16 protein-coding genes are annotated in these 17,195 nt (G+C 70.4%); 8 read left to right on the forward strand and 8 right to left on the reverse strand.

All coding sequences use genetic code 11. The features are described from left to right. Positions 1–85 precede the first annotated feature (85 nt). Positions 86–1,546 (forward strand): S28 family serine protease, encoded by a 1,461-nt coding sequence (locus ACFYRY_RS08370; protein WP_389141504.1) that lies wholly within the window; start codon positions 86–88, stop codon positions 1,544–1,546. 9 nt (positions 1,547–1,555) lie between these two features. On the opposite strand, the gene ACFYRY_RS08375 is transcribed toward ACFYRY_RS08370, so the two are convergent. Further along, complete coding sequence (locus tag ACFYRY_RS08375; RefSeq protein ID WP_389141506.1) at positions 1,556–2,194, reverse strand: hypothetical protein; 639 nt, start codon at positions 2,192–2,194, stop codon at positions 1,556–1,558. A 121-nt stretch (positions 2,195–2,315) separates the two neighbouring features. Then, entirely contained in the window at positions 2,316–4,262 is a 1,947-nt protein-coding gene (locus ACFYRY_RS08380; protein ID WP_389141508.1) for a glycoside hydrolase family 3 protein, read from the reverse strand. Between the two features lie 392 nt (positions 4,263–4,654). Here ACFYRY_RS08380 and ACFYRY_RS08385 point away from each other — a divergent pair, with 392 nt between their 5' ends. Further along, complete coding sequence (locus ACFYRY_RS08385; RefSeq protein WP_389141510.1) at positions 4,655–5,284, forward strand: GNAT family N-acetyltransferase; 630 nt, start codon at positions 4,655–4,657, stop codon at positions 5,282–5,284. A 15-nt stretch (positions 5,285–5,299) separates the two neighbouring features. On the opposite strand, the gene ACFYRY_RS08390 is transcribed toward ACFYRY_RS08385, so the two are convergent. The 3 genes from ACFYRY_RS08390 to ACFYRY_RS08400 all read right to left on the reverse strand — a co-directional run bounded on the left by ACFYRY_RS08390 (position 5,300) and on the right by ACFYRY_RS08400 (position 8,140). Further along, complete coding sequence (locus ACFYRY_RS08390; protein ID WP_389141512.1) at positions 5,300–6,100, reverse strand: sugar phosphate isomerase/epimerase family protein; 801 nt, start codon at positions 6,098–6,100, stop codon at positions 5,300–5,302. Positions 6,101–6,324: 224 nt separating this feature from the next. Continuing rightward, complete coding sequence (locus ACFYRY_RS08395) at positions 6,325–7,257, reverse strand: GNAT family N-acetyltransferase (RefSeq protein ID WP_389141514.1); 933 nt, start codon at positions 7,255–7,257, stop codon at positions 6,325–6,327. 127 nt (positions 7,258–7,384) lie between these two features. Further along, entirely contained in the window at positions 7,385–8,140 is a 756-nt protein-coding gene (locus ACFYRY_RS08400; protein ID WP_389141516.1) for a helix-turn-helix domain-containing protein, read from the reverse strand. Between the two features lie 238 nt (positions 8,141–8,378). Between ACFYRY_RS08400 and ACFYRY_RS08405 the strand changes: the two genes are divergently transcribed. Continuing rightward, a complete protein-coding gene (locus ACFYRY_RS08405; protein ID WP_389141518.1) occupies positions 8,379–9,044 on the forward strand; it encodes a DUF4097 family beta strand repeat-containing protein in 666 nt (221 codons plus the stop codon). Positions 9,045–9,110: 66 nt separating this feature from the next. Then, positions 9,111–9,929: an alpha/beta fold hydrolase gene (locus ACFYRY_RS08410; protein WP_389141520.1), complete on the forward strand. Its 819-nt coding sequence runs from the start codon at positions 9,111–9,113 to the stop codon at positions 9,927–9,929. 158 nt (positions 9,930–10,087) lie between these two features. Here the strand turns inward: ACFYRY_RS08410 and ACFYRY_RS08415 are convergent, their stop codons facing one another. After that, positions 10,088–11,134 carry a LacI family DNA-binding transcriptional regulator gene (locus ACFYRY_RS08415; RefSeq protein ID WP_389141522.1) on the reverse strand — a complete coding sequence of 349 codons (1,047 nt, stop codon included), beginning with the start codon at positions 11,132–11,134 and terminating at the stop codon, positions 10,088–10,090. 357 nt (positions 11,135–11,491) lie between these two features. Here ACFYRY_RS08415 and ACFYRY_RS08420 point away from each other — a divergent pair, with 357 nt between their 5' ends. From ACFYRY_RS08420 to ACFYRY_RS08435, 4 genes are all read left to right on the forward strand, one after another. Then, positions 11,492–12,643 carry a Gfo/Idh/MocA family protein gene (locus ACFYRY_RS08420; RefSeq protein WP_389141524.1) on the forward strand — a complete coding sequence of 384 codons (1,152 nt, stop codon included), beginning with the start codon at positions 11,492–11,494 and terminating at the stop codon, positions 12,641–12,643. Beyond that, positions 12,640–13,794 (forward strand): dihydrodipicolinate synthase family protein, encoded by a 1,155-nt coding sequence (locus ACFYRY_RS08425; RefSeq protein WP_389141526.1) that lies wholly within the window; start codon positions 12,640–12,642, stop codon positions 13,792–13,794. The genes ACFYRY_RS08420 and ACFYRY_RS08425 overlap by 4 nt, the downstream gene beginning before the upstream one ends. Continuing rightward, positions 13,791–14,621, forward strand: a complete 831-nt coding sequence (locus ACFYRY_RS08430) for a sugar phosphate isomerase/epimerase family protein (RefSeq protein WP_389141528.1) — start codon at positions 13,791–13,793, stop codon at positions 14,619–14,621. Before ACFYRY_RS08425 ends, ACFYRY_RS08430 begins: the two co-directional genes overlap by 4 nt. A gap of 361 nt (positions 14,622–14,982) precedes the next feature. Beyond that, entirely contained in the window at positions 14,983–15,264 is a 282-nt protein-coding gene (locus ACFYRY_RS08435) for a hypothetical protein (protein WP_389141530.1), read from the forward strand. A gap of 22 nt (positions 15,265–15,286) precedes the next feature. Here the strand turns inward: ACFYRY_RS08435 and ACFYRY_RS08440 are convergent, their stop codons facing one another. After that, a complete protein-coding gene (locus ACFYRY_RS08440; protein ID WP_389141532.1) occupies positions 15,287–15,511 on the reverse strand; it encodes a DUF397 domain-containing protein in 225 nt (74 codons plus the stop codon). Continuing rightward, positions 15,498–16,322, reverse strand: a complete 825-nt coding sequence (locus ACFYRY_RS08445) for a Scr1 family TA system antitoxin-like transcriptional regulator (RefSeq protein ID WP_389143659.1) — start codon at positions 16,320–16,322, stop codon at positions 15,498–15,500. The genes ACFYRY_RS08440 and ACFYRY_RS08445 overlap by 14 nt, the downstream gene beginning before the upstream one ends. Positions 16,323–17,195 lie beyond the last annotated feature (873 nt).

The raw sequence follows: 17,195 nt of genomic DNA on the forward strand, positions 1-17,195 counted from the left end.
CCCCACCGACCCGCCATCTCCCCTGGTGCGCAAGGCACTTGCTCCGCTAGCTTCCGGCGGACATCTGTTTCACAGGGGAGGGTGCATGCGCAAGGCGCTCAGATGGCTGCTGGCGCTCGGGGTGCTCATAGGCACGCTGAGCACGGCGAGTGCGGCCACCGCCGCCGAGCCGGAGGCCACCGGGATCAACGACACCACCGGGACCAGCACGGTCACGGACATCAAGGACCGGCTGCTGTCCATTCCGGGGATGAGCCTGATCGAGGAGAAGCCGTACACCGGGTACCGCTTCTTCGTCCTCAACTACACCCAGCCGGTCGACCACCGGCACCCGTCCAAGGGCACGTTCCAGCAGCGGATCACCGTGCTGCACAAGGACGTCTCCCGCCCGACGGTGTTCTACACCGGCGGCTACAACGTCTCCACGACCCCGAGCCGCCGCGAGCCGACCCAGATCGTGGACGGCAACCAGGTCTCCATGGAGTACCGCTTCTTCACGCCGTCCCGGCCCGCCCCGGCCGACTGGAGCAAGCTGGACATCTGGCAGGCAGCCAGTGACCAGCACCGCATCTTCACGGCGCTGAAGTCCGTCTACACCAAGAAGTGGGTCTCCACGGGCGGCTCCAAGGGCGGCATGACCGCCACCTACTACGAGCGCTTCTACCCCCGTGACATGGACGGCGTCGTCGCCTACGTCGCCCCCAACGACGTCGTCAACGACGAGGACTCGGCCTACGACCGCTTCTTCACCACCGTCGGCACCAAGGAGTGCCGCGACCGGCTGAACGCGGTCCAGCGCGAGGCACTGGTACGCCGCGAGCCCCTGGAGAAGAAGTACCAGGCGTACGCGGCCGACAACGGCCTCACCTTCGACACCATCGGCAGCCTGGACCGGGCGTACGAGGCGGTCGTCCTCGACTACGTCTGGGGCTTCTGGCAGTACAGCCTGCTGTCGGACTGCGACTCGATCCCGGCGGACGCGGCGACCGCGACCGACGACGAGATCTGGAACTCCGTCGACACGATCTCCGGGTTCTCCGCCTACGCCGACCAGGGCCTGGAGACGTACACGCCGTACTACTACCAGGCGGGCACCCAGCTGGGCGCGCCGACGATCCACTTCCCGTACATCGAGAAGAAGTTCATCCGCTACGGCTACCAGCCGCCCCGCAACTTCGTCCCGCGTTCGATCCCGATGAGGTTCCAGCCGCTCGCGATGCGCGACGTGGACACCTGGGTACGGCACAACGCCCGCCACATGCTCTTCGTCTACGGGCAGAACGACCCGTGGGGCGCGGAGCCGTTCCGTCTCGGCAAGGGCGCGAAGGACTCGTACGTCTTCACCGCCCCCGGTCTCAACCACGGCGCCAACGTGGCAGGTCTGGTCCCCGACCAGAAGGCGCTGGCCACGGCCAGGATCCTTCAGTGGGCCGGCGTGGCCTCCGCGTCCGTCCAGGCGGACCCGTCGGCGGCCAGACCGCTCGCGAGGTTCGACGCGAAGCTGGACAAGCGGGACGTGGAGCGCGAGCCGACGCTGCGTCCGTAGTCCCGCCGCTCAGACCGGCCGAGCGCACCCCACCGGGGCGTCGCCGCCGAGGTGGACGTACAGGGCCGTCGACAGCGGGCACTTCGCCCGGAGGTCGACGGCCCTCGTCACCCGGTACTGGGGTTTCCTCTCGCCCCGCCCGTCGCACGCCGTCTCGCGGACCTGCCCGTCGCCCACGGCGTAGACGCAGTCGCCGACGATGGTGCGGGGGCCGCCCCCGCCGCCCGGGTCACCGGGGTGGGGCGGTTCCAGGTTGCGCATGCAGGCGTAGCCCCGCGGCACGGTGCCGTCGCCGTCCTCGTCCGAGGCCGGGCGTCGCTCGCTGATGTGCAGCACGAAGTCGGTGGTCGCCGGGCACGCCGGACCGTCGCCCACCGTGCCGTCGTGCCGCGCCACCACCCGGGCCGCCGCCCGTTCGCTGGTGCAGGGGACCTCGCGGAAGCTGGTCGTGCCGAAGGAGCTGCACTCGTCGACCGCGAGGAACACCGCGCCGTACCCGAGGGCCCGGGTCGGTGCCGCCGACGCCTCGCCCACCAGCAGGCCGTCCTGGCCGCCGCCTCCCGTACGGGATACCTGACATCCAGTCAACAGGGCGGTGAGCAGCGCTAGTAGCGCGCACACCACCCCTGCGGAACCTCGTTCGCGCATCGCCATCCCCCCACGCCCCCACGCCCCGCCCAGCGTGACCCGTCGCGCGGGGCGACGCCAGATGATGCGGGGCGCTTTGCGCCTTTCGGGGGGCGTGCGGCGCTTGTGCGGCGTATGCGGACTACGTCTGGTACGACAACCCGTACCCGACCGGGTACAGCACCCGCGCCGGATCGTCCGCCCGCTGCACCGGTACCGGCAGCTTTCCGCGTGGTCGGACCCGTCCCGCGATCACCCGGGCCGCCGCCCGCAGTTCGACGTCGGTCCAGGAGTACGCGGCCAGGAAGGCCGGTACGGACGGCAGGTGGGCCACGTCGTACGGATTGCGGATCGCGACCGCCACCACCGGCCTGCCGGTCGCCACCACCTGCTCGACCAGCGCCTTCTGGGTACTGCTCGCGGAGACGTTGTACGTCCCGACCACCACCGCGTCCACCTCCCGCGCGGCCGCGACGGCACCGGCGATGGTGGCGGCGGAGGGGGCCGTGCCCGTCGGCAGGGCGGTGGCCTTGAAGCCCAGTGCGGTGAGGGCGGCGGCCAGTACGCCGGTGGGCGGTCCCGTCGTCCCCGACGGCGAGGCGGGGTCCGCGCCGACGACGAGCAGCCTGGGGTGACGGCGCCGGGAGAGCGGCAGCAGGGCGCCCTTGTTGACCAGCAGCGTGGTCGTCCGCTCGGCGATCCGGTCGGCCGCCACGAGGTGCGGCCGGGTGCCGACCGTGCGGGCGACCCCCGCCTGACTGACGTACGGCTCCTCGAAGAGCCGCAGCCCCGCCTTGAGCCGCAGCACCCGCAGGACCGACGCGTCCAGCCGCTCCTCGGTGAGCTCTCCGTCCCGTACGGCTTTCCGGACGGCGTTCCACGCGACGTCCAGGGAGGGCGGGTTGAGCAGCTGGTCCACGCCCGCTTTGAGCGCGAGCACCGGCACCCGGTCGTCGCCGTACTTGGTCCGCACGCCCTCCATGCCGAGCGAGTCGGTCACCACGACCCCGTCGTAGCCGAGTTCGCCGCGCAGGATGCCGGTGAGGATCGGGCGGGAGAGGGTGGCCGGGTCGCCGGAGTCGTCGAGGGCCGGGAACTGGATGTGCGCGGTCATGATCGAGTCGATGCCGGCGCGGACGGCCGCCCGGAAGGGGACGGCGTCCAGCTTCTGCCACAGCTCCCGGCTGTGCGTGATGACCGGGAAGCCGTAGTGGCTGTCGACGGCGGTGTCGCCGTGTCCGGGGAAGTGCTTGGCGGTCGCGGCGACCCTCGCGCCCTGGTAACCGGCGACCTCGGCGGCTACCAGAGCGGCCACCGCGTCCGGTTCGGCACCGAAGGACCGTACGCCGATGACCGGGTTGGCCGGGTTCACGTTCACGTCGGCCACGGGGGAGTAGTTCTGCCGGATGCCGAGCGCGCGCAGCTCCTGTCCGGCGATCCGGCCGAGGGTACGGGCGTCGGACCTCGACCGGCCGGCGCCGAGGGCCATGGCACCGGGGAACAGGGTGGCCGGCGCGCCGACCCGGCAGACGATGCCGTGTTCCTGGTCGGTGGAGATGAGCACGGGCAGGCCGCGCGGCTGCTCCAGGGAGACCTGCTGGATCCCGTTGGACAGGGCGGCGATCTGGTGCGGATCCCGGGTGTTGTGCGCCCAGGTGAAGTAGATGACTCCGCCGACCCGGTACTTCGCGATCAGCTCGGCGGCCGTGCGGACCCCGAGTTCCTTGAGGTTGGCGTCGATGTCCGCCTGGTCCGGGGTGGTGGCCGAGTGGCCGTAGACCCGCGTCACGAAGAGCTGCCCGACCTTCTCCTCCAGCGTCATGCGGGAGAGGAGGGCGCGGAGCTTCCGGTCGTCGGGGGTGGCCGCGTGGGCGGCGGCGGTACCGGCGCTCAACGCGGCGGTGGCGGCCGCGGTGGCGGTGAGGAGGGTACGTCTGGACGGCTGGGCGGTGCTTCCCGTGCCTCGTGTACTTTCCGGGCTTCCTGAGGTTCCTGTGCCTGCTGTGCGGGAGTCGCGCACGTGCACTCCTTCCCTCGTGAAGGAAACTTCCGAGGAGTCACGAATATCCGGGAAGTTTCTGCCAGTCAAGGGAGCGCGCGGGACTCGGCGAAGGGCCGCCATCGGCGCTGTTGGAGGGGGCGCGCCGATGGCGGTGTGCTGTCGGCCGCGGTACGGCGGAGAGGGTGGGTCAGCGTTCGCAGCCAGCAGCGAGGCCGACACCGCACCGCGGTGACTCTCCGACAGCTTGCGGATTGGACGAGCGGGACGGGGACGGGGTTCCCGGCTCGGGCCGGATTCCCCGGAAGTCGGTGCGCCAGGGGCCGATGGGTTCGAAGGGGCGCGTGCGCAGACCGCTTCGGGGCTTCGGGTCACTTGCTCGGGAATCTCGTTCGACGCCCCTGGACGTGTACGCGAGACTTTCCCGGGTTTCCACGAGGAGTTCGGGGCGCTGCGCGCGCGATGGTGAGAGGCGGCGAGAAGTGACCTTCAAGCTGGAGGGACCGGTTCTGGAGGGCACGTCGGTGCGTCTGGAGCCGTTGGAGCGGCGGCACGCGGCCGGGCTGGCGGTGGCGGCCGAGGAGGACCGGGGCAGCTACGCGTACACCACGGTGCCGAGGGCCGACGAGGTCGGGGAGTACATCGACGCACAGCTCGCCCGCGCGGCGACCGGGTGGCTGGCCCCCTACGCGCAGATCTCGACGGCCACCGGCCGGGCGGTCGGCACCACCGCCTACCTGGAACCGCGCTGCTGGCTGTCCGACGACCACCTCGACGCCGTGGAGGTCGGCTCCACCTGGCTCGCCGCCTCCGTCCAGGGCACCGGCCTGAACGCCGAGGCGAAACTCCTCCTGTTCCGGCACGCCTTCGAGCAGTGGGGCCTGTCCCGGGTCGACCTGAAGACCGACGCCCGCAACGCGCGCTCCCGGGCGGCGATCCAGAGCGTCGGGGCACGCTTCGAGGGCGTGCTGCGGAACTGGTCCGGCTCCCGGGCACCGGGGGAGCACGGACGGCTGCGTGACTCCGCGATGTTCTCGATCACGGCGGAGGAATGGCCGCACTGCCGGACCCGGCTGGAGGAGCGCGTAGCGCGGTATCCGGCGCGCGCGTAGGAGAACGGGCCAGGATCAGGCCGAGTCGTTGAGCAGTCGGGCCAGGTGCTCCCGACCGGCCTCCAGCAGGTCGGGCAGCGGCGCCGCGGCCTCGTACCACCGCTTCTCGTACTCCCAGCACAGCCAGCCGTCCCAGCCGTGCCGGGAGAGGACCTCCACGCACTCGGCGAGCGGGAGCACGCCCTTGCCGAGCGCCAGCGGGGTCGTGTCGTCCGCCGAGGCGATGTCCTTGACCTGGACGTATCCGAGGTGCGGGGCGAGGGCCGCGTACGTCTCCGAGGGCTGTTCGCCGCCCAGCCAGGTGTGCATGACGTCCCACAGCGAGCCGACCTGGCGGTGGCCGACCGGGCCGAGGACGCGGATCGCGTCGGCGCCGGTGCGGTGCGAGTCATGGGTTTCGAGGAGGATGCGTACGTCGAGGTCGGCGGCGTACTCCGCGGCCGTGCCGAGCCGACGGGCGGCGGTCGCGTCGGCCTCCTCCCGGCTCTGCTCGGTGCCGCCGCCGGGGAACACCCGGACGTAGGGCGCGCCGAGGTCGCGGGCGAGGTCGAGCAGCCGGCGGATCTCCTCGATCACGGGCTCGTCGTCGCCCGGCGCGGCCACCCGCGCGTATCCGGCGAGGCCCAGCACCGCCACCCCCGCGGCCTTGAACTGGGCTGCCGCGTCGGCGCGTTGGGTGAGGTCGAGGCCGGGGTGCACCGGCTCCTCCGGATGCGCGCGCAGTTCGACGCCGTGATAGCCGTGCTTCGTCGCAAGGCGCAGGACGTCGGGGAGCGGGAGGCCGGGAACGCCGAGGGTGGAGAACGCCAGTTTCATATTCCTACTGTCACTCGCGGATCTGCTCTGGTCCAGACGGGGGCCGGTCCGTGTCGGCCCCGCCCGTCCCTCACCTGTGCCCGGTGGACGGGTTGTCACTCCAGCCGGGCCTGTGGTTTCGCCGTCGCCGTGATCCACCCAGGGCCCGGCGATCCGCCGTAGCCGATATCCACGCACGCACGCGCGCACTCACGCACTCACGGCCGGTCGATCCACCGCCGACGTCACTCGCCCGTGCCCCGCAGGTCCAGTCGCCAGTCCTGCCCCGTGAGGTCCTGGCCGAAGGACCGGTGCTGTTTCTCGGCGGTGAGCACGAAGCCGTGGCGCTGGTAGATGCGGCGGGCCGCGCCGAGGATGTCGTTGGTCCACAGGACGATGTCGCGGTAGCCGACGTCGCGGGCGAAGTCCACCAGAGCCCCCACGAGCCGGTCGCCGATGCCGAGGCCGCGCGCGTCCGGCTCGACCAGCAGCAGCCGCAGCCGGGCGGAGCCGGGCACCTCGTCCCGTACGCACATCACGCACCCCACCGGACGCCCGTCCAACTCGGCGATCCACGTCCGCTCCAGACGCGGGTCGTGATCCTCCGTGTAGTCGGCGACGATCCTCGCCACCAGCCCCTCGTAGTCGGCGTCGAAGCCGTACTCGGCCGCGTACAGCGCCGCGTTGCGCTGGATGATCCAGCCGAGGTCGCCGGGGACGGGTTCGCGCAGCACGACGTCCTCGCGGCGCGGCGGGCGACCGTCGGAGAGGAGCTCCCGGACGGTCCGCATCGCCTCCGCCAGGCGGGGCCGGTCCGGGGAGGGCACGGTGGCGAGCAGCGCGCCCACGGATTCGTTCGCGCGCTCCGCGAGCAGCGTGGCGGTCTTCCGGCCGCTCTCCGTGAGCGTGATGCGCCGCCGGCGGGGGTCGAGGTCCGAGGTCGTGCGCTCGATCAGCCCGTCCTGCTCGAATTTGTTCAGGATCCTGCTCAAGTAGCCGGCGTCCAGCGAGAGTTCGGTACGCAGATCGACCGCGTCCGTGCGCGGGGAGTGCGCGAGTTCGTACAGGACGCGGGACTCGGTGAGGGTGTAGGGGGCGTACAGGTGGCGGCTGTAGTCGAGCGCCCCGATGACGTTCGTGTAGAAGCGGTTGAAGGCACGGACGTCCTGGACAGTCATGATCGTCGACCCCCTGTGGCCCAAGTGATGGGCCTCGATAGTTGACTCAGTCAGAGATATCTCGGGGTCGAGGGTAGGCCGGGTGGGCGGCGCGCGTCCATGCCTTTGCGGTGCTCGCCTTCGCCTGTCATCCCTGGTCCGTTTTCGGTGGGGCGGTGCTGTCCGGGCTCGTCTTGGGTTTGGTGTGGAGGATTTCGCGGGCCTGTTCCGCGGCGCGGGCGATGCTTTCGGAGACGAAGTCGAGGAAGCGGGCGATGTTCTCGAGGCGGGCGCCGGCCGGGGTGCCGGAGCCGAGGACGCCCACGCCCTGCTGCGCTACCCCGACGAGCTGGGCGGTGGAGCGGGCGCTGGCCATCATCGACTGGTAATAGACGTCGTCGTCGACGACGTAGCGCTCGCGGCGGCGTTCGTCGCGTTCCCGGCGGACCATGCCCTGGCTGTCGAGGAACGCGATCGCCTTGGAGACGGACGCGGGGCTGACCTGGAGGCGCTGGACGAGTTCCGACGCGGTGAGGCTGCCCGTGTCGGTGAGGGTGAGACAGGCCATCACCCGGGCCGGCATCGTGGGCATGCCCGAGGCCATGAGGACGGTGGTGAACACCTCCTCGTACGCGCGCACGGCCTCCGCGTCGCGCCCGTGCGCCTGCGGGAGCGCCTCCGGCCCCCGGGACGCGGTCTGCCTGCGCCGGTGCGCGCGGCGTTCGGTGGCGCGGTGGGCCAGGTCTGCCCGGTACGCGGCGGGGCCGCCGTTGCGCATCACCTCACGCGTGATCGTCGAGGTCGGACGGTCGAGGCGTCGCCCGATCTCGGCGTAGGGGAGGCTGTCGGCCAGCCCCGACGCGATCTGCCGGCGTTCCTGCTGGGTGAGCCTGCCTCCCGGCATCGCGATCTCCTCGGTGGTTCCTCGTGGCGGTTGCTGGCTCCCTCACCATAGCGTTCAGTTCTCAATCATTGCAACGGCAAGGTGAAGGGGCGTTGCGTTCACTTCCGGTCCGTTGCAATGAATCAGTGGCTTCTACCTGCATTAACGCATCTGCTGTGCAATGAACTTGTTGCCACACTTTGGAAAGCAACGTAGCGTTTCCGATGTCAGAAACAAGAAACGAGCACGGGAGAGCACGATGCAGAAGTTCGACACCCCCACCCCGATCTCCGCCGTCCTGGACATCCCCGCCGGGCGCGTTCAGTTCATCGCCGCCGACCGCGCCGACACCACCGTCGAGGTCCTGCCCGCCACCTCCTCCAAGGGCCGCGACACCAAGGCCGCCGAGCAGACCACCGTCGCCTACACGGACGGCGTCCTGCGGATCACGGCCTCGACCCCCGACAGTCAGCTCTTCGGCCCTTCCGGGGCCGTGGAGGTCACCGTCAAGTTGCCCGTCGGCTCCCACGTCGAGGTCAAGGCCGGCAGCGCCGAGCTCCGCGGTGTCGGACGCCTCGGCGACGTCGCCTTCGACGGCGCGTACCGCCGTATCAAGATCGACGAGGCCGCGAGCGTCCGCCTCACCGCGACCGAAGGCGACGTCGAGGTCGGACGGCTGGGTGGCCCCGCGGAGATCAGCACCACACGGGGCGACATCCGGATCGCCGAGGCCGTGCGCGGCACGGTCGTGCTCCGCACCCAGGCCGGTGACATCTCGGTCGGCGCCGCGGCCGGTGTCTCGGCCGCCCTGGACGCCGGCACCGGGTACGGCCGCGTCAGCAACGCCCTCAAGAACGACGGCACCGCCGAACTCGACATCCGCGCCACCACCGCCCACGGCGACATCACCGCCCGCAGCCTCTGAAGGCGCTGAACCAGGGCCATTCAGCCGGATCCGTACCAGGAGCTCTCACCTGACCAGGGAGAACACATGACCAACAAGAACGGCACGTCCTCGGCCAAGTCCCAGTGGACCGGCATGGTGCCGGTCGACGACACGGCCCTCGCCGTCACCGACACCGGCGGTCCCGGGACCCCGGTGATCTACCTCAACGGCCAGTTCGCCACGCAGGGGTACTGGAGGCGGGTCATCGCCGAACTGGGGCCGGAAGGGCGGCACATCACCTACGACGAGCGGGCCCGTGGCAGATCGAAGCAGTCGGCGGACTACTCCTTCGAGGCCGCCGTCCGGGACGTCGACGCGGTCCTCGCGGCCAGGGGAGTGGAGCGGGCACTGGTGGTGGGCTGGTCCTACGGGGCGGTCGTCGGGGCGCACTGGGCCGGCCGGAATCCGGAGCGTGCGCTGGGCGCGGTCCTGGTCGACGGCGCGTTCCCGTACGACTGGCTCGACGAGGCCATGGAGCAGCGGATCCGCAAGCTGTTCCGGCGGTTGGGCTGGATCATGCCGCTGCTGCGCCCGACCGGTCTGACCCCGCGAATGACCGCCGAACAGCAGGCGAACAGCAACATCGAGCTCGGCAGGCTCTCCCGCGAGCGCGAGCTGGGCCCCGTACTGGACGACATCACCGTGCCGGTGCGGTACGTGGTCGCTTCGGGGACGTCCTTCGGAAGCCGCGGTGATGAGCAGGAGCGGATACGGGCCGGCCTCGACGCGGTGACCGCCCGCAACCCGAACATACAGATCAGCGCGAAGGTCGCCAGCAATCACGGTGCGATCCTCAAGAAGGACTTCCTGGCCGTCGCCGAGTCCGTACGCGAGATCGCCGCTCTCGACCGCGGTGGGCGTTGAAGGCACGACCTATGACCACGGCAGCGTCAGATCCCGGTGGGTGGCGGGCAGGCCGCCGCCGACTCGGTCGGTGGCGGGCGTCCGTCGGCTCGGTCGGTGGCGGGCGCCGTCGGACTCACCCCACCACGCCGTCACCAAGCCCCCGGAGCAGTCCCCCCTCATCCTCGCGGCACCCCGGAGGACCCCCGCACCATCAACTCCCCCCGGATCACCGCGATCCCCCCGGGCGGCGGCTCCTCGCGCCCCATCGCGATCCGCCCGGCGCGCGCCCCCGCCTCGGCCAGCGGTAGGCGCACCGTCGTCAGCGAGGGCACCGCGTCGATACTGAACGGCAGATCGTCGAACCCCGCCACCGAGACGTCGTCCGGAATCCGCCGCCCCGATTCGCGCAGCGCCGCGCACGCCCCGAGCGCGACGGAGTCGTTCGCCGCCACGACCGCCGTCAGGGAAGGGTCCCGGCGCAGCAGCTCCAGCGTCGCCTCGTACCCGGACCGCCGGTCGTAGCGACCCCAGACCGTCCACCGGGGATCCTCCGTGATCCCGTGCTCCGCCAGGGCCGCCCGGTGCCCCTCCAGCCGGTGCCGGGTCGTCGTGCGTTCCTCGGGACCCGCGATGTAGCCGAGCTTCCGGTGTCCGAGCCCGATCAGGTGCTCGGTGAGTTCCCGTCCGCCCCCGCGGTTGTCGAAGGTCAGCGCGATCGCCCCGGTCTCCGGTGCGGGTGGGCGCCCGCACAGCACCACCCGCGTCCCCGCCTCCGCGAGTTTCCGCAGCTTCGCGTCCATGGCCGCGGCGTGCGGTACGTCCTCCATGGCGCCGCCGGTCAGTACCACGGCCGCCGCCCGCTGCCGCTGCAGCAGGGTGATGTAGGTCAGCTCGCGTTCCGCGGAGCCCCCCGTGTTGCAGACCACCGCGAGCCGTTCCCCGCCGGCCCGCCCGCCGGGCCCCCCGATCTCGGCCTGGATGGCGCTCGCCATGATCCCGAAGAACGGGTCGGCGATGTCGTTCACCAGGATCCCGACCAGGTCGGACGTGGCCGCGGCCAGGGCGCTGGCGGGACCGTTGAGCACGTAGTCCAGTTCGTCCACCGCCCGCAGTACCCGCTCCCGGGTGGTGGCCGCCACGGGATAGTTCCCGTTCAGCACGCGCGACACCGTCGCGGGCGAGACCTGCGCGCGGGCCGCCACGTCCGCCAGGGTCACCGTCATCTCGTCGTCCTCCGGTCGCGCATCTCGTCGTACGTCCTCGTGGCCGAGCCGGCACGTGGTCGAGCCGTCACCTGGCCGAGCCGTCCCCCGGCCGAGCCGTCTCGCTGGGTAGACACGCCCCCCACGGGCACGGTTCCGATCGTGTCGAGCAGACCATAAAGCCCCGCCCCCCAGTTGTTCGCCCCCTCGAACAACTCAACCCCGTCACGGTCTTGTCCGGACCGCTGCACAGAGGCTAGCTTCTTCATAGATAGAAAGCGCTTGCTGTACCGCTCATCAGTAGATGCGTACGCGGCGCGCACAACCGCGTACGAAACGCGAACGAACGCTGCGTACGACACCTACGAAGGGAATGACGTGACACGCAAGACGGTGCGAATCGCCATGAACGGCGTGACCGGGCGCATGGGTTACCGCCAGCACCTGGTCCGCTCCATCCTGGCCCTCCGCGAACAGGGCGGCCTCGACCTCGGCGACGGCACCGTGCTGTGGCCGGAGCCGATCCTGGTCGGCCGCCGTGAGCACGCCCTGCGGGCGATGGCGGAACAGCACGGCCTGGAACACGTCTCGACGGACGTGGACGCGGTTCTCGCCGACCCGACCGTCGACATCTACTTCGACGCCCAGGTCACCTCCGCCCGCGAGGAGGCGCTCAAGAAGGCGATCGCCGCGGGCAAGCACATCTACACCGAGAAGCCGACCGCCACGGGTCTCGAAGGCGCCCTGGAGCTCGCGCGCCTGGCCGACGGCGCCGGCATCAAGCACGGCGTCGTCCAGGACAAGCTGTTCCTCCCGGGCCTGCTCAAGCTCAAGCGCCTCATCGACGGCGGCTTCTTCGGCCGCATCCTCTCCATCCGCGGCGAGTTCGGCTACTGGGTCTTCGAGGGCGACTGGCAGACCGCGCAGCGCCCGTCCTGGAACTACCGTGCCGAGGACGGCGGTGGCATCGTTGTCGACATGTTCCCGCACTGGGAGTACGTCCTGCACGAGCTGTTCGGCCGGGTGAAGTCCGTCCAGGCCCTCACCGCCACCCACATCCCGCAGCGCTGGGACGAGAACGACAAGCCCTACGACGCCACCGCCGACGACGCCGCCTACGGCGTCTTCGAGCTCGACGGCGGCGCCATCGCCCAGATCAACTCCTCCTGGGCCGTGCGCGTCAACCGCGACGAACTGGTCGAGTTCCAGGTCGACGGCACCGAGGGCTCGGCCGTCGCCGGTCTGCGCAACTGCCGCGTCCAGCACCGCAGTGCGACACCCAAGCCGGTGTGGAACCCCGACATCCCCGCCACCGAGGCCTTCCGCGACCAGTGGCAGGAGGTCCCGGACAACGCCGAGTTCGACAACGGCTTCAAGGCCCAGTGGGAACTGTTCCTCCGGCACGTCTACGCCGACGCCCCCTACCACTGGGACCTGCTGGCCGGTGCCCGCGGCGTCCAGCTCGCCGAGCTGGGCCTGAGGTCGTCCGCCGAGGGCCGCCGTCTCGACGTACCGGAGATCTCGCTGTGACCATCCACCTGCCGGACTTCGCGGGCGGACGCAGGGCGTACGAGCCCCGCCGGGAGCCCCTCGCGGTCACCACCGGTTCGCCCTTCACCTCCCGTACGGTCTTCTCCGCGGCCCACGTGGTCGCCGACCAGTACGCCGACACCACCCCCGATTCCCCGGCCGCCGTCGACTGGGACGCCACCCTCGCCTTCCGCCGCCACCTGTGGTCGCACGGGCTCGGGGTCGCCGAGGCGATGGACACCGCCCAGCGCGGCATGGGCCTGGACTGGGCGGGCGCCGCCGAGCTGATCCGCCGCAGCGCGGCCGAGGCCAAGGCGGTCGGCGGTCTCATCGCCTGCGGTGTCGGCACCGACCAGCTCACCGGCCCGGCGTCGCTCACCGAGGTCCGCGCCGCCTACGAGGAGCAGCTCGCCCTCGTCGAGGAGTCCGGCGCGCAGGCCATCCTGATGGCGTCCCGCGCCCTCGCGGCGGCGGCGAAGGGCCCCGAGGACTACCTCGACGTCTACGGCCACCTGCTGCGACAGGCCACCGAGCCGGTGATCCTGCACTGGCTCGGCCCGATGTTCGACCCGGCGCTCGAGGGTTACTGGGGCTCCTCCGACCTGGACGCGGCCACCGACACCTTCCTGGAGGTCATCGCCGCGCACCCGGACAAGGTGGACGGCATCAAGGTCTCCCTGCTGGACGCGCAGCGCGAGATCGACCTGCGCCGCCGCCTCCCGGAGGGCGTCCGCTGCTACACCGGCGACGACTTCAACTACCCCGAGCTGATCGCGGGCGACGAGCAGGGCTTCAGTCACGCCCTGCTCGGCATCTTCGACCCGCTGGGCCCGCTCGCTGCTCAGGCGGTCCGCTCCCTGGACACCGGCGACACGGCCGGCTTCCGTGAACTCCTCGACCCCACCGTGGAGTTGTCCCGCCACCTCTTCCAGACGCCGACCCGTTTCTACAAGACGGGTGTGGTGTTCCTGGCCTGGCTGGCCGGTCACCAGAGCCACTTCACCATGGTCGGCGGCCTCCAGTCGGCGCGTTCCCTGCCGCACTTCGCCCGCGCCTACGAACTCGCGGACGGCCTCGGCCTGTTCCCGGACCCGAAGCTGGCCGAGGAGCGGATGAAGACCCTGCTGTCCGTGTACGGAGTGGACCAGTGACCGACCTCGCTCGCTTCAGCATCAACCAGATGACCGTCAAGCAGCTGTCGATGCCGGAACTGGTCGACACCTGCCTGGAGTTGGGGGTGCCGGGCGTCGGCCTGTGGCGTGAACCCGTCCAGACGTACGGGGTGGACGCCACGGCCAAGCTGGTCCGCGACGCGGGCCTGGCCGTCACCACCCTGTGCCGGGGCGGCTTCCTCACGGCCATCGACCCGGACGAGCGAGCCCGGGCGCTGGACGACAACCGCCGCGCGGTCGACGAGGCGGCCACCCTCGGCACCGACGTCCTCGTCCTGGTCTCCGGCGGCCTCCCCACCGGCTCGAAGGACCTGCGCGGCGCCCGGGAGCGGATCGCGGACGCGCTCGCCGAACTGGGCCCGTACGCCGAGGACCACGGGGTGAAGCTGGCCATCGAGCCGCTGCACCCCATGTTCGCCTCCGACCGCTGCGTGGTCTCCACCCTCGCCCAGGCCCTGGACCTCGCGGAACGCTTCCCGGCCCACCAGGTCGGCGTCACCGTGGACACGTACCACATCTGGTGGGACGACACGGCCCCCGAGCAGATCGCCCGGGCCGGCGCGGGCGACCGCATCCACACCTTCCAGCTCGCCGACTGGACCACCCCCCTTCCCGAGGGCGTCCTCAACGGCCGCGGCCAGATCGGCGACGGCGCGATCGACATGCGCGAGTGGCTGGGCTACGTGACCGCGGCCGGCTACACCGGCCCGATCGAGGTCGAGCTGTTCAACGACGGCCTGTGGGCCCGGGACGGGCGGGAGGTGCTGGCGGAGACGGCTGAGCGGTTCGTGACGCATACGGGGTAGGCGGTGCGGCGGCCGGGGAACGGGGAGACCTGTTTCCCGGCCGCCACATACGTGACGTCCGGCCTCATCCATTTCGCTGCCTCCAGCGACGACCTGCGTCTGTGGGTCCCAGTCCTGGGAACTGCGTGTACCCGACGCAGTCGAGCACGGCTGGCCCCGCGAGGTCGAGCAGCACAGTGCGTGGTCACGCTGCATTCCGACGGCTCGGTGTCGGTGGAGGATGACGGACGGGGCACCGACACTCGGAGCGACGAACATGGCCGGGTGGTGAAGAAACCAGTCATGGCCACGAAGGACCTTCGCTTCTTCGACTTCCCGGAGGCGGAACGGCTTCCTTCCGGACGGACATCCGCGTCGCGGTATGTCCGTCGTGGCAGCGCTCAGCAAGTGGCTGATTCATACCAACCGCCGTCTCAACGGTTCCTGGACGCAGCGCTACGAGTACGGCGTCCCGGTGACCGATCTGGAGCCTGTCGTGGCCGACGGGACCACAGGGACCTGTGTTCGCTTCCTGCCGGACGAAATCCTGCGTGCGCAGTGGTTGTGCACCTCGGGGGATCTGGCGCGATGGTTCGAACACTGGCCCGACCTGACTGTCCGCATCGAGGATCAGCGCGACGACGGGTACCGGTCAGGTCTGTGACCGAGCGGGTCCCGCGCGCCGATCACGTGCCGATGTGACCGTCCTTGACGGCAGTCAGGAACGACGCCCACCGTTGCGTCGAGAACACCAGCGCCGGACCGCCGGCAGCCTTGCTGTCCCGAACGGGCACACCGGCGTGGCCGCGGGCGACTTCGAGGCATTCGCCCTGACCGCCGCCGCTGTAGCTCGACTTGAACCACCCGGTGATTGCGGACGAGTCGGAGACGGTGTGCTCACTGCTGACCATGTGCGTGTTCCTCCGCTGCGGCTCTGACAAGGGCCAATGACTCATGTCGCGACAACGCGTCGCTCAGTGCCAGAGCGTAGGCGGTCTGACTGGCGGTCACCAGGGCCGGATCGTCCATCAAGTGGCCGGTGAGAAAGCCCTCGACGTAGGCCACCGGCGCGGAGTCCTCGAAGCTCATAAGCGTGAGCAGGCTCTCCATGAGCGCGTGCGCCCCGACGCCGTACGGCAGGACGTGCAGCCGCATGCGCCCGGCCTCGGCCAAGGCCGCGATCTTGCCCAGCTGTTCGGCCATGACTTGTGGACCGCCGACGCAGCGCCGCAGGACGGCTTCGTCGAGCAGTGTCCAGACCACCGGCTTCAACGACCCTTCGAGAATCCGGGCACGCTTTGTTCGAATGACAACGGCTTCGTCAAGTTCCTCCGCAGTGTGGTTCGGCCGGTACGCGCGGAACAGGGCGCGTGCGTAGTCATCGGTCTGGAACACGCCAGGGACCAGTGAGAGGGCGAACTGCTGGATCAACGTGGCCTGTTGCTCCAGCTCGGCCACGGCCGCGAAGTGGTCGGCGTACTTCGACTCCAGGTCTTCCAGCCACCGGACGAAGAACCCGTCGGTACCGAGCGCCCGGTCGATCCGCTGCGCGTCATCAGGCTTCGGCAGCCGCCTGCCCGCCTCGAAGTGGCTGATCAGCGTCGGCGAGCACACGACCCGGTTTCCCAGTTCCTCCTGGGTGAGGTCGGCGGCTGTCCGCCGCAGCCTCAGTTCGTCTCCGTACTTCTCCCGTTGCGTCCGCGGTGTACGAGACTTGGCCATCCTGCCGACTCCCAACTTGACGTGCGCTTCGTCAACTCCCAGGTACTGGAAGCCTAGCCACGACGACCCCACTCTGTAACTGATTCACAACAGAGCGCAGTCGAGAGAAAGCAGGTCGACGTGGCCACCGCCATCGCCCGACTCTTCAAACAGCCGCTGCGGTTCCTCTCCTCGGTGCGCGGACGCCGCCGCGTGAGGCCCGCGCCGCCCGTCTGTCCGTACTCGTGCCCGTATGTCGGACGGGTCACCGGCAACGTGGAAGAGCGCCCTCTCCGAGGCGAGAACAGTCCGCCTGCCCCGAAATCCCAGGTTCTCGGCGTGGGGCTCGGTTCGGCGTTCTTCCCTCGCGTGGGGAGCGACAGGTGAGCACGGGATGCGAGGGGCGGGCCGTTCGCCTGCTGCCCTGGTTGGGTTCGGAGGGTAAGCCTTGCTACCTCGTAGGCGACGGCACGGGTTACGTCTCGCGCTTCGCCGACGAGACGGAACGCGTGCAACTCGGCATGGCTGGTGACCTCCTCGGCCACGCCGCCCTACTCCTCGCCGAACCGGGCATGAGCAGTGGGGAGTTGCACTATCTGGCCAGCCGTCTCGCCGAGTCCCTGCTGGAGGTCAAACGTGTAGCGGAAAGCAGGGGAGCGAGACTTGTGCGGAGGGATCCGGCTGAGGACGATGCGTCGGCCTAGCCACCGACCGCGTCCGGCTCCTCGGGGGCTTCGCGAGGATCAGGTACGGCTTCCTATCCGGCCAGCCTCGGCATGACGTCGAACGGGTCCATGCATCCACACGCGAGCATGCCGTCAGCCTTCCCGCCGACGGCGTTGTCGCGACGGCCTGTTCTCAAACGGAGTCCGAAACGGTGTCCAAAAAATTTCT

The organism is Streptomyces sp. NPDC005263 (genome assembly GCF_042872365.1).
Lineage (GTDB): Bacteria > Actinomycetota > Actinomycetes > Streptomycetales > Streptomycetaceae > Streptomyces.

What these genes read in the sequence shown, in the direction of transcription:
- ACFYRY_RS08440 (WP_389141532.1), bottom strand. Translation starts at nt 15,511, where the DNA reads ATGGTCAGCAGTGAGCACACCGTCTCCGACTCGTCCGCAATCACCGGG.
- ACFYRY_RS08445 (WP_389143659.1), bottom strand. Translation starts at nt 16,322, where the DNA reads ATGGCCAAGTCTCGTACACCGCGGACGCAACGGGAGAAGTACGGAGAC.
- ACFYRY_RS08400 (WP_389141516.1), bottom strand. Translation starts at nt 8,140, where the DNA reads ATGCCGGGAGGCAGGCTCACCCAGCAGGAACGCCGGCAGATCGCGTCG.
- ACFYRY_RS08410 (WP_389141520.1), top strand. Translation starts at nt 9,111, where the DNA reads ATGACCAACAAGAACGGCACGTCCTCGGCCAAGTCCCAGTGGACCGGC.
- ACFYRY_RS08435 (WP_389141530.1), top strand. Translation starts at nt 14,983, where the DNA reads ATGTCCGTCGTGGCAGCGCTCAGCAAGTGGCTGATTCATACCAACCGC.
- ACFYRY_RS08415 (WP_389141522.1), bottom strand. Translation starts at nt 11,134, where the DNA reads ATGACGGTGACCCTGGCGGACGTGGCGGCCCGCGCGCAGGTCTCGCCC.
- ACFYRY_RS08390 (WP_389141512.1), bottom strand. Translation starts at nt 6,100, where the DNA reads ATGAAACTGGCGTTCTCCACCCTCGGCGTTCCCGGCCTCCCGCTCCCC.
- ACFYRY_RS08395 (WP_389141514.1), bottom strand. Translation starts at nt 7,257, where the DNA reads ATGACTGTCCAGGACGTCCGTGCCTTCAACCGCTTCTACACGAACGTC.
- ACFYRY_RS08375 (WP_389141506.1), bottom strand. Translation starts at nt 2,194, where the DNA reads ATGCGCGAACGAGGTTCCGCAGGGGTGGTGTGCGCGCTACTAGCGCTG.
- ACFYRY_RS08370 (WP_389141504.1), top strand. Translation starts at nt 86, where the DNA reads ATGCGCAAGGCGCTCAGATGGCTGCTGGCGCTCGGGGTGCTCATAGGC.
- ACFYRY_RS08405 (WP_389141518.1), top strand. Translation starts at nt 8,379, where the DNA reads ATGCAGAAGTTCGACACCCCCACCCCGATCTCCGCCGTCCTGGACATC.